Below are 14,621 nucleotides of genomic sequence, written 5' to 3'. Positions count from 1 at the left end.
GCTCGACGGTCAGAGGCGGCGCACGGTGACGGCCTCACGTCCTTGGAACTTCCGCAGTGTCCGCATGCATCGGGAGCACAGGATCTCGACCCGGCGCGGGTGGCCTTCGCCGCAGACGCAGTCGACCGTCACGCGCCACTTGGCCTTGCGTCCGCACGGCTGGTAGCCGTCGTCGTCGCCGTGATCGCACTCGCACCGCTGCCGGTCGCGATCGAGCCCGGCGAGGTCGTCGACGCGCGCGAACTCATCGACGTCGTGCTCGGCGTCCACGGACACGGCTTCCTGCGTTCTCACCACCCGCCGATGCTCCCAGCACCGCGGCTCCGTCGCAACACCGCCACGCAGGGAGCCGCCCGTCCGCAGCTTCTCCGGAGTTGTGGACGGGTGCTCGGCGCGTCTTCGGTCAGACCCCGACGACGCGAGGGCCGGTCGGGGCGTCCGGGATCGACGGCGGGGCAGGAGGGGGCGGCGGGGCGAGCTGACGCTGCGGCACGCCGTGCGCCTCCCGGTGCAGGCGCTCCATGCGACTGTCGAGCTCGGCGGCGGCATCCGCGGCATCCGACAGGCTGTCGACGAGATGCGAGGGCACCTGGTTCGAGAACTTGTAGTAGATCTTGTGCTCCAGGCTGGCCCAGAAGTCCATCGCTATCGTGCGGAACTGCACCTCGACCGGTACCGACAGCGCACCGGTCGACAGGAAGACGGGCACCTCGATGATCGCGTGCAGGCTCTTGTAGCCGTTGGCCTTCGGCTGCGCGATGTAGTCCTTCACCGTGCGCACCGTGACGTCGTCCTGCGCGGTGAGCAGATCGAACAGGCGGTAGACGTCGGCGACGAAGCTGCAGGTCACGCGCACACCGGCGATGTCGGTGATCTCCGCGCGGATGCGGTCGAAGTCGGGTTCGTCGATGCCCTTGCGGGCGATCTTCTCCACGATGCTGTCCGGCGACTTCAGCCGGCTCTTCACGTGCTCGATCGGGTTGTACGCGTGGTCGTGCGTGAACTCGTCGCGCAGGATCGAGATCTTCGTCTCGACCTCGCGCATCCCGAACTCGTACTCGCGCAGGAACCGCTGCAGCTCATCGCGCAGCTCGCGGGCCTGGTTGATCGTGTCCTCGGTGACGTGAACAGTCGTCATGCCATCGACGTTACGGGTTCGTGATCGGAAACCGCTGTGGATCCCCGATGTCCTCACGATTCGCGAACGGGTTGACGCGGCCTCCCCCGCCGCCTAGAACGGAGCACATGACGACCGCAGGCGAGGACTGGACCGGGGCCTACATCGAGGCATGGAGATCGAACGATCCCGAGCGGATCGGAGCACTCTTCACGCACGACGCCCGATATCTCACGAGCCCCGATTCGGAGCCGCGCGTGGGGCGCGAGGCGATCGTGTCCGGGTGGATCGACGACGGCGATGAACCGGGCTCCTGGACGTTCGAGTGGGAGGTCCTGCACGAGGTCGGCGGCTTCGTGGTCGTCCAGGGGCGCACGGAATACCCGGCCGAACGCGACTACCTCAACCTCTGGATCATCCGGCTCGCTCCCGACGGGCGGGCGACGGAGTTCACCGAGTGGTACATGCCGCGTCCCCACACGGAGAGCTGAGCCCGCGGCGTTCATCGGACCCTCAGTCGGTCATGCGTCGCGCGGAGGGGAAGCGGATGCGGGCACGCTCGGCGCAGGGCCCGCGGCACCCGCCCGCGCGTCGACGAGGTGCTGTCCGGAGACGACGCCGGGAAGTCCGCGACCGTCACGTGTCGTGAACGGCAGCACGATCGCGGCGAGGAACAGCACTGCCGCCGCGAGGCCGAAGAACCCGCCGGGCAGCTGCAGCGCGCTGATCCCGCCGATGCCGCCCGCCCAGCGCAGGAGCCGCGCGAACGGTACGGGCAGGCGCGATCCCGCGTATCGGAGCTGCACCGCGATGTCGCCCACCGAGCGCCCGCCGACCAGGATCAGCACCAGGAACAGTGCTGAGGGGACGATGGTGGCGGCGGCGGATGCGAGGGCGCCGTCGAGCACCGCGGCGCGGTCGTCCACGACGAACTCCAGCCACACCTGCACGGTCACCCCGGCCCCCACGCTCAGGAACCCGTAGGCGAGGAAGTCGCACAGCATCGCGAGCAGGCGGCGGCCGCGGCTGACCGGACGGGGACGATCAGCGTCCGGGCTCACCTTCACGCCGCGCAGCGATCGCGGGACGAGGATCGCCGCGATGCAGCCGATGACCGCGCCGAGGGTGTTCGTCATGAGGTCGCCCACGTCGAAGAAGCGATACGCGCACGGGTAGACGCCCCACACGCCGGTCAGCTGCGTGGTCTCGACCAGCAGCGACAGGCCGAAGCCGGCGGCGAGCGCCGTGAGCACCCCACGACCGGCGAGCACTCGGACGAAGAAGCCGAGCGGCACGAACAGCAGCACGTTGAAGACCAGCTGCAGCAGAGCCGGCTGACGCAGCGGATTGCCCGGGGCCGCGAAAGCCTTCCGCACATCGCGCACGACCGACATCGGATCGGTGATCGCTCCGACGCAACGGATCGTGTCGGGGTCGGGCAGCGGCAGCAGGGTATAGGTCCAGACCGCCCAGAAATAGATCAGGGCCGACAGCCAGAGCAGCGTGCGTCCGAGGCCGAGTCGCCCGCGTCGGCGATAGCTGACCGCCACGAAGGGCACGAACAGGAGGATGCCGAAAGCCACCCCCATCGCGATCGCGATGAATCCGAGCAGCACCTGATTTTCCACCGCGTGCCAGTGTAGCTTTGCGCGTAAGGATTCCGTGAGGACCGCGCATCCCACCGTAGGGATTCCGTGAGGATCGCGTGAGGATGCCATCAGGAGGCGTAGTGTCGCCGGACGTGTCAGACGAAAACAGGGAGGGCGCGGACTCACCGCCGCTCGCCAAGCGCATCCTCATCGGAGAACCGCTGACGAGCCAGCAGGTCGACGACCAGCTGCTCCCGAAGCGGATGGCTCTTCCCATCTTCGCGTCCGACGCGCTCAGCTCGGTGGCCTACGCCCCGCAGGAGCTGGTGATGATCCTGCTGATCGGCGGGCTCACCTTCCTGTCGTTCACGCCGCTCGTCGCGATCGCGGTCGTGGTGCTGCTGATCGTGGTCGTGCTCAGCTACCGCCAGCTCATCAAGGCCTATCCCTCGGGCGGTGGGGACTACGAGGTCGCGTCGAAGAACCTCGGCGAGATCCCCGGTGTGATCGTGGCCGCGGCGCTCCTGGTCGACTACGTGCTGACCGTGGCCGTGTCGGTCGCCTCCGGTGTCGACAACATCATCTCGGCCGTGCCGGGGCTCGACCCGTTCCGCGTCGAGCTCGCCGTCGGCTTCGTGATCCTCATCATCGTCGTGAACCTCCGCGGGGTGCGCGAGGCCTCCCTGGTCTTCGCGATCCCGACGTACGTGTTCATCGGCTCGGTCGGCATCATGATCGTGACCGGCCTGATCCGCACCTTCCTGGGCGACGCCCCTGTCGCCTCGAGCGCCGAGTTCTCGGTGCAGGCCGAAAGCCTCGGCCAGGCGGCCGTGATCCTGCTGATCCTGCGCGCGTTCTCGAGCGGATGCTCCGCCCTCACCGGTGTCGAGGCCGTGTCGAACGGCGTTCCCGCCTTCCGCGCCCCGAAGGTGCGCAACGCCCAGTCGACACTCGTGCTGATGGGGTCGATCGCCATCTGCCTGTTCGCCGGCCTCACCGCCCTCGCCCTGATCACCGGCGTGCACTACGCCGAGAACCCGTGCGACCTCGTCGGCTTCGACTGCACGAATCCGCAGCCCAGCCTGATGGCGCAGATCGCCGCAGCGACCTTCGGCGGCGGCAGCATCGCGTTCTTCATCGTGCAGGCCGCGACCGCGTGCGTGCTGCTGCTCGCCGCGAACACCGCCTTCAACGGCTTCCCTCTGCTGGGCGCCGTGCTCGCCCGCGACGGCTACGCGCCGAAGTCGCTCAACACCCGCGGTGACCGCCTCGTGTTCTCGAACGGCATGATCCTGCTCGGCATCGCGGCTATCGCGGTGCTGGTGATCTTCCAGGCGAAGCTGACCACGCTGATCCAGCTGTACATCATCGGCGTGTTCGTCTCGTTCTCGCTCGGACAGATCGGGATGGTACGGCACTGGCGACGCGTGCTGCGCGGACCGGTCGAGGGCACGAAGGACTCGGGGATCGACGGCGCCTCGGCATCCGACCGCCGCTCGGCGAAGGTCGGACTCATCATCAACTCCACGGGCGCCGCGATGACCGTGCTCGTGCTGGTCATCGTGACGATCACCAAGTTCACGCACGGCGCATACCTGGTCTTCTTCGCGATCCCGATCCTCGCCTTCCTGATGCTGGGGGTGAAGCGGTACTACCGCGACGTCGAGCATGAGATCGCGATCGACGACACCACGAAGTTCGGTGCGACCGGCGACCTCGCCATCGTGCTCGTCAACCGACTGCAGAAGCCCGTCGTGAAGGCCATCGACTACGCGATCGCGGCCAAGCACGGCAAGACGCTGGCGGTGCACGTGGCCGTGGCCTCCGACGATGCGGCCCAGCTGCAGAAGGACTGGGCCGACCACCTGGTGCCGATCCCGCTCGTGATCGTCGAGTCGCCGTATCGCTCGTTCGCGCAGCCGGTGACCCAGTTCATCAAGCAGTACCGCGAGAAGCACGGCTCGTCGGTCGTGACGGTGTACCTGCCGCAGTACATCGTCGGCCACTGGTGGGAGTCGTTCCTGCACAACCGCCGCGCGCGCCGTCTCGCCAACCAGCTCATGCTCGTGCACGGGGTGTCGATCACGCTCGTGCCGTGGCTGCTCGACTCGTCGGAGCTCATCTACGGACGCCGCTCCCGTCCGCTGCCCGGTCAGGAGCGTGCCGGTCGTCCGGTCGTGGTGGCAGGCCGTCGCGCCCACCGCCCCGCCGGCCCGCCGCAGGACGGCGCCCCCGAAGCCTGAGATCCGCCTTCCGGTCGCAGTTGCTGCCGCCTCCTCGGCTCGCGGGCGACAGAACTGCGACCGGAGCGGGCTGAGCGACCCCTCAGGACCCGTCGAGCACGGCGCCCAGGATGCCGGCGGCCTCCGCGAAGCGGGCGGTGTCGGCGTTCGCGTAGTTGAGGCGCACGTAGGAGCCGGAGGGCTCCGCCGGGAACCACTCGGAGCCCGGGGCGATGATCAGACCGCGCACCTCGCACTCACGGACCACCCGCGCGACATCCGTCCCCTCCGGCAGCCGCACCCACAGGTTCAGGCCGCCCACCGGAACGCTCTCGATGTGCGCGGAGGGGGCGTGCGCGGCGAGGCTCGAGACCAGCAGGTCGCGGCGCGCGCGCAAGTGCTCGCGGAAGCCGCGCAGGTGCGTGCGCCACGCGGGCTGGGTGACCACGTCGAGGGCCGCGGTCTGCAGCACCCCGCTCACGTACATCGACTCGGCCGCGCGATCCGCGAGGATGCGCTCCCGCGCGGGTCCGCGCGCGATCACGGCCGCGACGCGGAGGGCGGGCGAGGCGCTCTTCGTGAGCGAGCGCAGGTACACGACGTGTCCGTCGTCATCGGACGCGGCGACCGGGCGCGGGTCGCCGTCGATCCCCAGGTCGTGCGCCCAGTCGTCCTCGATCAGGAAGGCCCCGTGCCGACGGACGGTCTCGAGCACGGCCTCCCCCGTCGCGACCGGCCACTGCGCGCCGGTCGGGTTGGCGAAGGTCGGCTGCGCGTAGAACGCGCGGGCTCCGGTCTGCGCGAACGCCCGCTCGACGTCATCCGGATCGGGTCCGTGCGGACCGGACGGGATCGGCACCAGCACGACGCCGGCCTGCGCGGCCGCGAGCATCGCCCCCCAGTACGTCGGCGACTCGATCAGCAGCGGCTGACCGACGCCGACGACGGCACGGAAGATCGAGCTCAGCCCGCTCTGGCTGCCGGAGATGATCAGGGCATCGCGCGCCGATGCGGGGGTGACCCCCGCGGGGGCGGAGGATGCGAGTTCCGCCGCGAACCACGCCTGCAGATCGGGAATGCCTGCGGCGGGCGAACGGGTCAGCGCCGCGTCCGACCGAGCGGCACGCACCAGGGCCTGTCGCACGAGCCGCTGCGGGAGCAGGTCGACCGCGGGGTAGCCCGAGTGCAGTCCGATCGCGTCGGGGGCGACGGTGCGCTGCGTCGATGACAGGCCGATGAGTCCCGCGGGCGCCGTGCCGAGGGCGGCCGTCTGCCAGCCGTAGTCGACCGAACGGGCGGCGGGCACGGCGCGCACGAACGTGCCCGCGCCGGGCCTGGACTCGACCAGACCGAGTCGCACGAGCTGCTGCATCGCCTTCTGCACGGTGATCGGACTCGCGCCGTACTGCGCCATGAGCGCACGATTCGAGGGGACTCGTGCACCCGGCGACGCGGTGGCGATCCACTCGCGGACTCCGGCGACGATTCGGTCACTGCTATCCTGACTCATGAATGTAGACAGTAGCGTTATCGCTCAGCGATCGACAGTGCTATCGACTCGTGCGGGCCTCTGGTGGGGGCTTCTCGGCGTCTTCGCCTTCTCCTTCACCCTCCCGTTCACACGCATCGCGATCGGCGGGCTCTCACCGCTGTTCATCGGCTCCGGGCGCGCGGTCGTCGCCGCCCTCCTCGCGGGAATCGCCCTGGCCGCGACCCGCCAGCGCCCCCCGACGATGACGCAGTGGGGCCGCCTCGCGATCGTCGCCGGTGGGGTGGTGGCCGGGTTCCCGCTGCTCACCTCCTTCGCGATGACCACGACCCCCGCCAGCCACGGTGCCGTCGTGATCGGTCTGCTTCCCGCCGCGACCGCAGTCGCCGTGGTGCTCCGCACGCGCGAACGTCCCGTCCGATCCTTCTGGATCTTCGCGTTCCTTGGCGCTGCCGCGGCCGTCGTGTTCGCCGCATTGCAGAACGGCGGACTCGGATCCCTCACGGGCGCCGACCTGCTGCTGTTCGGGGCCGTCATCGCTGCGGCGATCGGATACGCGGAGGGCGGTCTGCTCGCGCGTGAACTCGGCTCCTGGCAGACCGTGTCGTGGGCGCTGATCGTCGCCGCCCCACTGATGACGGCACTCACCGTCGCGTCGGCGATCCAGCAGCCGCCCGCCGCGACGCCCGTGCAATGGCTCGCGTTCGCCTACCTCGCGGCGGTGAGCATGTTCCTCGGCTTCTTCGCCTGGTACCGCGGTCTCGCGATCGGCCCGATGGCGCAGGTGAGCCAGATCCAGCTCGTCCAACCGGTGATGAGCATCGCGTGGGCCGCGCTCCTCCTCCACGAACAGATCGGTTGGGCGACCGCCGTCGGCGGACTCGCCGTGATCGCCTGCGCCACCCTCGCGGTGCGCACCCGTCTGACCGACCGCCGAAGAGAGGAATCCTGATGCGCCACACGCCCCGCTACCTGATGACCGATCCCGACGAGGTCAAGCGCCTCATCCGCGGGAACCCCTGGGCGACGTTCGTCTCCCCGGCCAGCGGCGGCCTGGTCGCCTCGCACTATCCCGCGCTGCTGATGGAGGACGACGACGACATCGTGATCGCGAGCCACTTCGGGCGCCCGGACGAGCAGCTCCACGAACTCGGCCGGCATGAAGTGCTCGTGATCATCCAGGGACCGCATGACTACGTGTCACCGACACTGTACGCACCGGGCGATCTGGTCCCGACGTGGAACCACGTGACCGCGCACCTGTACGGCATCCCCGAGATCCTGAGCGAAGAGGAGAACTACGCCATGCTCTCGCGGCTGACCGACCACTTCGAGGATCATCAGCAGCACGGCCGACACCTGTCGGAGGACGAGGAGGGCACCCGCCGCGCCGCCAAGGGCACGGTCGGACTGCGGATGCGCGTGACCCGCTTCGATGCGCGAGCCAAACTCAGCCAGAACAAGTCGCCCGAGGTGCGCGAGAACATCACCGCACGGTTCGCCGAGACGAACAGCGCGCTCGCGGAGGAGATGCGACGGGTCGGCGGGGAGACCCCGTGATCGACGTCGCCGGCCGCGCCTAGGGTGGAGCGATGACCGACACGCGAACCCCCGAGCCGTGGCCCGCGCGGACGGCCCGGCTGCAGGTGCGCCCGTGCACGCCCGCCGACGTCGATGCGATGTGGGAGTGGCGTCGGCTCCCCGAGGTGAACCGGTGGCTCGGTGCCGCTCCCGACACGCGAGACGCGTTCCGTGAGCGGTATCTCGACCCCGAGCGGCTCGCCTCCCTGTACATCGTGGAGCTGCTGCCCGACGCCGAGGGCACCGCCCCGACCCCGATCGGTGACATCATGGTGCGGCGCGGCGACGGGTGGGCGCAGCTCGAGGTCGACGCCCGGGCGAAGGGCGTCGAGGCCGAGCTCGGCTGGGTTCTCGACCCCGCGCACACCGGGCACGGCTACGCGACAGAGGCGATCCGCGCGGTGATCGACGTGTGCTTCGGCGCATTGGGCCTGCGCCGGGTGCATGCGGGGTGCTTCGCCGACAACGAGCCGTCCTGGCGCCTCATGGAGCGGCTCGGGATGCGCCGAGAGGAGTTCAGCCGGAAGACGGCATTGCATCGCTCGGGCGAATGGCTCGACGGCATGAACTACGGCCTTCTCGCCGAGGAGTGGCCGACCGCACGCTGATCGAGGCCCCGTGACGGCTCACCGCTGGGGTGCGTCCTGCGCGGACGAGCGTCCTAGATGCTGGTCCAGCAGTAGAGGCGGTGGTCGGACGCCGCGGCACGACGAGCGAGCGCGGCGAGGTCCCGCGCGAACGCGGCCAGCTGGGCCGGATCGGCCCCTTCGAGCTCTTCGGTCTGCGACCACGGCTCCGCGACCTCTGCCAGACGGACGTCGTCGGCGGCGGCGAGAGCGGCGGCCAGCGCATCCGTCACGGTGATGACGATCCGGTCGTAGTCGTCGCTCATCGCGAGGTTGTGGCCGGCACGCGGGTCGTCGGTCACCTCGTCGTAAGGCACGCCCGTCAGCAGCGCCTCGAGCGTGCCGAGCTGCACGACCGGGTCGATGCCGCCGAGCGTTCCGGCATCGAAGCCCGACTCCTCCGCGGTCGGTCCGCCCTCCACCTGGAGGACGGTGACGGCCCGCTCGTCGTTCGGCGCGGAGAAGTAGTCGTAGAGAACGCTCATGACCGACATCCTGTCAGGCCCGGCGCACTTCCTCTTCCGGCCCGCTCCCCCTTCCGGTCGGATTTCGTGCCGCCTCCGCGCCTCGGGGACGGCAGGAGGTGCGACCGGAACGGAGCACTAGCCCGAGACGAGCCAGAGCACGAGCACGGCGGCGAGCACGGTCGGCACCGCAGCCACCACACCCCACAGCATGAAACGGCTCCATCGGATCGTGACGCCCAACGCGACGATCCGGTGATGCCACAGGAGGGTCGCGAGCGACGCCCATGGCGTGATGAGCGGGCCGATGTTCACGCCGATCAGCAGCGCCATCAGCGCGACCGGATCGCCGGCGGCGGGCTCGAGCACCAGGTATGCCGGGAGGTTGTTGATCCCGTTCGCGCTCACGGCCCCGAGCGCGGCCAGCCGGAACAGGTCGCCGGGAGCGTCGCCGTTCGCGGTCGGCGAGGTCAGGAAGTCGAGCAGGCCCTGCGCGTGCGCCGCCTCGACCAGCACGAACAGCGACGCGGCGAGCGCGAGCGCCTGCCACGGGACGAGCGAGAGCCGCAGCGCCCGGCGCCGCCGGACCGCGAACAGGCCGATCAGCGCGAGCGCGGCGACCGTGGCCGGGATCCAGACATCGTGGGTCAGGGCGAGCAGCGGCATCAGCACGAGCAGGATGCCGGTCGCGCTCCAGAACAGCGTCGGGTCGGCGGGCCGCCCTGCCACCGGGGTCTCGTACGCACCGAAGACCGTGCGCCGATGCAGGATCGTCAGGATCGCGACGGGCACGAGGATGCCGACGAGCGTCGGTGCCCAGCTGAGCGCGAAGAACGCCGCGGGGCCGTCGCCGATGGCGGGGGCGGCGAGCAGGTTGGTGAGGTTCGAGACCGGGAGCGCGAGGGATGCCGTGTTGGCGAGCCACACGGTCGCCAGGGCGAAGGGAAGGGGTGAGACGCCGATGCTCTGCGCGAGGACGACGACGACCGGGGTGACGATCACGGCGGTCGTGTCGAGCGACAGGAACACCGTGCTCACCACGGCGAGCGCGACCACCAGCGCCCACAGCACGAGCACCCGACCGCGTCCCCAGCGGGCGAGTCGTTGCGAGACGACGTCGAAGACCGCGGCGTCGCGGGCGAGCTCGGCGACGATCGTGATCGCGACGACGAACCCCAACACGGGCGCGATCCGCTCGCCCAATGCCCCGGCGTCGGAGCGCGGCAGGAACCCGGTGACGATGCACACGAGGGCGACCACGACCAGCCCGGCGACGACCCACGTCCCGGCGCCGATCCGCACTCTTCTGATTCCCACCTCGTGAGCATATGGCCGACGCGGGCCGTTCCGGTCGCACTTGCTGCCGCCCGAGAGCATCGGAAGCGACAGCAAGTGCAACCGGAACGAGATCAGGCGGGAGCGGCGGGGACACGAATGCCGTGAGCAACCCGCATGCATCCGCGCGGAGGGCGTAGGGGAAGCGTGAGGATGGCGGCTGCCGGGGCCGTGCGGGAGTTGTATCGGATCCGTGCTCGACATCATCTACATCGCGCTGACTCTCGCGCTGTTCGCCCTCGTGTCCCTGGTGGCCAAGGGGGTGGAGCGGCTGTGATCGTCTTCGAGATCCTCGCCGCCGCCCTTGCGGTCGCCGCCGTCGTCTACCTCGTGGTCGCGCTCGTCGCGCCGGAGAGGTTCTGATGGACGCGACGATCTGGTTCGGCATCCTGCAGGTCACGGCCGTCGTGGTCGTGCTCGTGCTCCTCTACCGCCCCCTCGGCGACTACATCGCCCACGTCTTCACGTCGGCGCGCGACCTGCGGGTCGAGCGCGGCGTCTATCGGCTCATCGGCGTCGACTCGTCGTCGGAGCAGACCTGGCGCGCGTACGCCCGCAGCGTGCTGGCGTTCTCGGTGGTCGGCGTTCTGCTGGTCTACGGCCTGCAGCGACTGCAGGCGTTCCTGCCGCAGTCCCTCGGCCTCCCGGCGGTGCCGGAGGGGCTGTCCTTCAACACCGCCGCCTCGTTCGTGGCCAACACCAACTGGCAGTCGTACTCCCCCGAGCAGACCATGGGCTACACGGTGCAGCTCGCGGGTCTCACCGTGCAGAACTTCGTGTCGGCGGCGGTGGGCCTCACCATCGCGATCGCCCTCATCCGCGGTCTCGCTCGCCGTGGTTCCGCCACGATCGGCAACTTCTGGGTCGACCTGATCCGCGGTCTCGGCCGCATCCTCCTCCCGATCGCCCTCATCGGCGCGGTGGCGCTGCTCGCGGGCGGCGTGATCCAGAACTTCGCGGGATTCACCGACGTCACCACGGTGTCCGGCGGCACGCAGACCATCCCGGGAGGTCCGGTGGCCTCGCAGGAGGCGATCAAGCTCCTCGGCACCAACGGCGGCGGCTTCTTCAACGCCAACTCGGCGCACCCCTTCGAGAACCCGACCGGCTTCACCAACCTGCTGCAGGTGCTGCTGATCCTCGTGATCCCGTTCGCCCTCCCCCGCACGTTCGGCCGCATGGTCGGAGACCACCGTCAGGGCTACGCGATCGCCGCCGTGATGGGCACGATCTTCCTCGTCTCGACGTTCGCCCTCTCGGCGCTCGAGCTGGCCGGCCGCGGCACCGCTCCGGAACTCGCCGGGGCCGCGATGGAGGGCAAGGAGGTGCGCTTCGGCATCCTCGGCTCCACGCTGTTCGGCAGCGCCAGCACCCTCACCTCGACGGGTGCCGTCAACTCGATGCACGACTCGTACACCGCGCTCGGCGGCATGATGCCCATGCTGAACATGATGCTCGGCGAGGTCGCCCCCGGCGGCGTCGGCTCGGGCCTGTACGGCATGCTCGTGCTCGCGATCATCGCGGTGTTCGTCGGCGGACTGCTCGTCGGCCGCACGCCGGAGTACCTGGGCAAGCGGATCGGTCCGCGGGAGATCAAGCTCGCGAGCCTGTACATCCTGGTGACGCCGACCCTCGTGCTGGCCGGCACCGCGCTGAGCTTCGCGATCCCCGGCATCCGCGCCGATGTCGAGTCGACCAGCATCCTGAACCCCGGCGTGCACGGCATGAGCGAGGTGCTCTACGCCTTCACCTCGGCGTCGAACAACAACGGCTCCGCCTTCGCCGGACTCACCGCGAACACCCCGTGGTTCAACACCGCGCTCGGCATCGCGATGCTGCTCGGCCGGTTCCTGCCGATCGTGCTCGTGCTCGCTCTGGCCGGCTCGTTCGCGGCGCAGCAGCGTGTACCGGCGACCTCCGGCACCCTGCCCACGCACCGGCCGCAGTTCGTCGGCCTGCTCCTCGCCGTGACCGTCATCGTCACCGCGCTCACCTACTTCCCCGTGCTCGCACTGGGACCCCTCGCTGAAGGACTCGTCTAACCATGACCCTCATCACCACCCCCTCCGAACAGCAGGATGCTCCGGCATCCACACCCGCACAACCGCCGCGCTCCTTCGGCTGGTCGCAGCTCGTGCAGGCCCTTCCCGGGGCCCTGCGCAAGCTCAACCCGGCAGCGCTCGTGCGCAACCCCGTCATGCTGCTGGTCTGGGTCGGCGCCGCGTTCACCACCGTGCTCGCGATCGCCGAGCCGTTCCTGGGCGGCCCGGCCGACTCCGGCGGCACCGCGGTTCCCGCCCCCTTCACCTGGGGCATCGCGATCTGGCTGTGGCTCACCGTGCTGTTCGCCAACGTGGCGGAGTCGGTCGCCGAGGGCCGAGGAAAGGCGCAGGCCGCGAGCCTGCGCAAGACCCGCACCAGCACGATGGCCCGGCGTGTGGTCGGTTACGACAAGGCAGCGGATGCCGCCGCCGAGCACGCCGCGACCGCCCAGGTCTCGTCGGCCGAGCTGCAGCGCGACGACATCGTGATCGTGACAGCGGGCGAGCTGATCCCCGGCGACGGCGACATCGTCGCGGGCATCGCCACCGTCGACGAATCGGCCATCACGGGCGAGAGCGCGCCGGTGATCCGCGAGTCCGGCGGCGACCGCAGCGCCGTGACCGGTGGCACCCGCGTGCTGTCCGACCGCATCGTGGTGCGCATCACCTCGAAGCCGGGGGAGACCTTCGTCGACCGCATGATCGCGCTGGTCGAGGGGGCCAGCCGCCAGCGCACCCCCAACGAGATCGCGCTGAACATCCTGCTCGCGAGCCTGTCGATCATCTTCGTCGTCGTGGTGCTCGCCCTGAACCCGATCGCGTCGTACGCCGCCTCTCCCGTCAGCATCCCGGTGCTGATCGCGCTGCTCGTCTGCCTCATCCCGACCACCATCGGGGCGCTGCTCTCGGCGATCGGCATCGCCGGCATGGACCGCCTCGTGCAGCGCAACGTGCTCGCGATGTCGGGGCGCGCGGTCGAGGCGGCAGGAGATGTCACCACCCTGCTGCTCGACAAGACCGGCACCATCACCTACGGCAACCGCCGCGCCCACGAGGTGCTCGCCCTCCCGGGTGTCGACGGCCAGGAGCTGCTGCACGTCGCCGCACTGTCGTCGCTTGCAGACCCCACCCCCGAGGGCGCCTCGATCGTCGAACTCGCCGCCGCGAACGACATCCGGGTGACCGCACCGGAGGACGCGGTGGTCGTGCCGTTCACGGCGCAGACGCGCATGTCGGGCCTCGACCTCGCCGACGGCACGCAGATCCGCAAGGGCGCCGGCTCCGCGGTGCGGGCCTGGCTCGGGCTCGACGGCGACGACGTCGAGCTCACGACGCGCACGGATGCCGTGGCCGAGAGCGGCGGTACCCCGCTCGTGGTCGCCGTGAAGACGCCCGGTGCCGACGGTCGCGTCCTCGGCGTGGTGCACCTCAAGGACATCGTGAAGGACGGCCTGCGCGAGCGCTTCGAGGAACTGCGCGCGATGGGCATCCGCACGGTCATGATCACGGGCGACAACCCGCTCACGGCGAAGGCGATCGCCGCTGAGGCCGGGGTCGACGACTTCCTCGCCGAGGCGACGCCCGAGGACAAGCTCGAGCTCATCCGGCGCGAGCAGGAGGGCGGCCGTCTGGTCGCGATGACCGGCGACGGCACCAACGACGCCCCCGCGCTCGCCCAGGCGGACGTCGGCGTGGCGATGAACACCGGCACCTCGGCGGCGAAGGAGGCCGGCAACATGGTCGACCTCGACTCCGACCCGACCAAGCTGATCGACATCGTGCGCATCGGCAAGCAGCTGCTCATCACGCGCGGAGCGCTCACCACGTTCTCGCTCGCCAATGACATCGCGAAGTACTTCGCGATCATCCCGGCGATGTTCATGGGCGTCTTCCCCGGACTCGCGGCGCTCAACATCATGCAGTTGCACTCGCCGGCGTCGGCCGTCACCAGCGCGATCATCTTCAACGCGATCGTGATCGTGTTCCTGATCCCCCTGGCCCTGCGCGGAGTGAAGTACCGCCCGGCGAGCGCCTCGCAGATCCTGCAGCGCAACCTGCTGATCTATGGACTCGGCGGCGTGATCGCTCCGTTCATCGGCATCAAGATCATCGACCTCGTCGTCAGTCTCATCCCGGGCTTCTGACCCGGCTCGGAA

General features: G+C 69.8%; 14 protein-coding genes. 8 read left to right on the top strand and 6 right to left on the bottom strand.

Annotated features, from left to right (window positions below; genetic code table 11):
• Nucleotides 1-9 precede the first annotated feature (9 nt).
• Together GLO27_RS03530 and GLO27_RS03525 are read right to left on the bottom strand one after the other, a co-directional pair.
• Complete coding sequence (locus GLO27_RS03530) at nucleotides 10-297, bottom strand: hypothetical protein (protein WP_136023941.1); 288 nt, start codon at nucleotides 295-297, stop codon at nucleotides 10-12.
• 106 nt (nucleotides 298-403) lie between these two features.
• Nucleotides 404-1,138 carry a GTP pyrophosphokinase family protein gene (locus GLO27_RS03525; protein WP_167253633.1) on the bottom strand — a complete coding sequence of 245 codons (735 nt, stop codon included), beginning with the start codon at nucleotides 1,136-1,138 and terminating at the stop codon, nucleotides 404-406.
• A 107-nt stretch (nucleotides 1,139-1,245) separates the two neighbouring features.
• Between GLO27_RS03525 and GLO27_RS03520 the strand changes: the two genes are divergently transcribed.
• The gene (locus GLO27_RS03520) at nucleotides 1,246-1,608 is read left to right on the top strand and encodes a nuclear transport factor 2 family protein (protein WP_029260060.1); all 363 of its coding nucleotides are present in this window, start codon (nucleotides 1,246-1,248) and stop codon (nucleotides 1,606-1,608) included.
• Nucleotides 1,609-1,638: 30 nt separating this feature from the next.
• Here the strand turns inward: GLO27_RS03520 and GLO27_RS03515 are convergent, their stop codons facing one another.
• Nucleotides 1,639-2,745 carry a VanZ family protein gene (locus GLO27_RS03515; RefSeq protein WP_292774546.1) on the bottom strand — a complete coding sequence of 369 codons (1,107 nt, stop codon included), beginning with the start codon at nucleotides 2,743-2,745 and terminating at the stop codon, nucleotides 1,639-1,641.
• 83 nt (nucleotides 2,746-2,828) lie between these two features.
• Here GLO27_RS03515 and GLO27_RS03510 point away from each other — a divergent pair, with 83 nt between their 5' ends.
• Nucleotides 2,829-4,949, top strand: coding sequence for an APC family permease (locus GLO27_RS03510; RefSeq protein ID WP_029260062.1), 2,121 nt, complete (start codon nucleotides 2,829-2,831; stop codon nucleotides 4,947-4,949).
• A gap of 82 nt (nucleotides 4,950-5,031) precedes the next feature.
• Here the strand turns inward: GLO27_RS03510 and GLO27_RS03505 are convergent, their stop codons facing one another.
• Nucleotides 5,032-6,438, bottom strand: coding sequence for a PLP-dependent aminotransferase family protein (locus tag GLO27_RS03505; RefSeq protein WP_167253631.1), 1,407 nt, complete (start codon nucleotides 6,436-6,438; stop codon nucleotides 5,032-5,034).
• Between GLO27_RS03505 and GLO27_RS03500 the strand changes: the two genes are divergently transcribed.
• From GLO27_RS03500 to GLO27_RS03490, 3 genes are read left to right on the top strand one after another with little or no spacing between them, the layout of a single operon-like run.
• A complete protein-coding gene (locus GLO27_RS03500) occupies nucleotides 6,437-7,369 on the top strand; it encodes a DMT family transporter (protein ID WP_167253629.1) in 933 nt (310 codons plus the stop codon). The two genes, GLO27_RS03505 and GLO27_RS03500, sit on opposite strands and share 2 nt — an antisense overlap.
• Nucleotides 7,369-7,977, top strand: a complete 609-nt coding sequence (locus tag GLO27_RS03495) for an FMN-binding negative transcriptional regulator (protein WP_029265107.1) — start codon at nucleotides 7,369-7,371, stop codon at nucleotides 7,975-7,977. Before GLO27_RS03500 ends, GLO27_RS03495 begins: the two co-directional genes overlap by 1 nt.
• A 32-nt stretch (nucleotides 7,978-8,009) precedes the next feature.
• A complete protein-coding gene (locus GLO27_RS03490; protein ID WP_167253627.1) occupies nucleotides 8,010-8,606 on the top strand; it encodes a GNAT family N-acetyltransferase in 597 nt (198 codons plus the stop codon).
• A 53-nt stretch (nucleotides 8,607-8,659) separates the two neighbouring features.
• On the opposite strand, the gene GLO27_RS03485 is transcribed toward GLO27_RS03490, so the two are convergent.
• Nucleotides 8,660-9,109 (bottom strand): hypothetical protein, encoded by a 450-nt coding sequence (locus GLO27_RS03485; RefSeq protein WP_029260067.1) that lies wholly within the window; start codon nucleotides 9,107-9,109, stop codon nucleotides 8,660-8,662.
• A 117-nt stretch (nucleotides 9,110-9,226) separates the two neighbouring features.
• Nucleotides 9,227-10,390: an SLC13 family permease gene (locus tag GLO27_RS03480; protein ID WP_167253758.1), complete on the bottom strand. Its 1,164-nt coding sequence runs from the start codon at nucleotides 10,388-10,390 to the stop codon at nucleotides 9,227-9,229.
• 306 nt (nucleotides 10,391-10,696) lie between these two features.
• Here GLO27_RS03480 and GLO27_RS20225 point away from each other — a divergent pair, with 306 nt between their 5' ends.
• From GLO27_RS20225 to kdpB, 3 genes are read left to right on the top strand one after another with little or no spacing between them, the layout of a single operon-like run.
• A complete protein-coding gene (locus GLO27_RS20225; RefSeq protein ID WP_017201862.1) occupies nucleotides 10,697-10,786 on the top strand; it encodes a potassium-transporting ATPase subunit F in 90 nt (29 codons plus the stop codon).
• Entirely contained in the window at nucleotides 10,786-12,465 is a 1,680-nt protein-coding gene (kdpA, locus tag GLO27_RS03470; protein WP_167253625.1) for a potassium-transporting ATPase subunit KdpA, read from the top strand. Before GLO27_RS20225 ends, kdpA begins: the two co-directional genes overlap by 1 nt.
• 2 nt (nucleotides 12,466-12,467) lie before the next feature.
• Nucleotides 12,468-14,609, top strand: a complete 2,142-nt coding sequence (gene kdpB, locus GLO27_RS03465) for a potassium-transporting ATPase subunit KdpB (protein WP_167253623.1) — start codon at nucleotides 12,468-12,470, stop codon at nucleotides 14,607-14,609.
• Nucleotides 14,610-14,621 lie beyond the last annotated feature (12 nt).

The organism is Microbacterium sp. Be9 (genome assembly GCF_011754135.1).
Lineage (GTDB): Bacteria > Actinomycetota > Actinomycetes > Actinomycetales > Microbacteriaceae > Microbacterium > Microbacterium maritypicum_A.
Note: the sequence above shows the minus strand (reverse complement) of the source record. Positions and strands in the feature narration are given on the sequence as shown.

Coding starts and splice junctions, on each gene's coding strand:
- GLO27_RS03525 (WP_167253633.1), bottom strand. CDS start 1,138: ATGACGACTGTTCACGTCACCGAGGACACGATCAACCAGGCCCGCGAG.
- kdpA (WP_167253625.1), top strand. CDS start 10,786: ATGGACGCGACGATCTGGTTCGGCATCCTGCAGGTCACGGCCGTCGTG.
- GLO27_RS03495 (WP_029265107.1), top strand. CDS start 7,369: ATGCGCCACACGCCCCGCTACCTGATGACCGATCCCGACGAGGTCAAG.
- GLO27_RS03490 (WP_167253627.1), top strand. CDS start 8,010: ATGACCGACACGCGAACCCCCGAGCCGTGGCCCGCGCGGACGGCCCGG.
- kdpB (WP_167253623.1), top strand. CDS start 12,468: ATGACCCTCATCACCACCCCCTCCGAACAGCAGGATGCTCCGGCATCC.
- GLO27_RS03500 (WP_167253629.1), top strand. CDS start 6,437: ATGAATGTAGACAGTAGCGTTATCGCTCAGCGATCGACAGTGCTATCG.
- GLO27_RS03510 (WP_029260062.1), top strand. CDS start 2,829: ATGCCATCAGGAGGCGTAGTGTCGCCGGACGTGTCAGACGAAAACAGG.
- GLO27_RS03520 (WP_029260060.1), top strand. CDS start 1,246: ATGACGACCGCAGGCGAGGACTGGACCGGGGCCTACATCGAGGCATGG.
- GLO27_RS03485 (WP_029260067.1), bottom strand. CDS start 9,109: ATGAGCGTTCTCTACGACTACTTCTCCGCGCCGAACGACGAGCGGGCC.
- GLO27_RS03505 (WP_167253631.1), bottom strand. CDS start 6,438: ATGAGTCAGGATAGCAGTGACCGAATCGTCGCCGGAGTCCGCGAGTGG.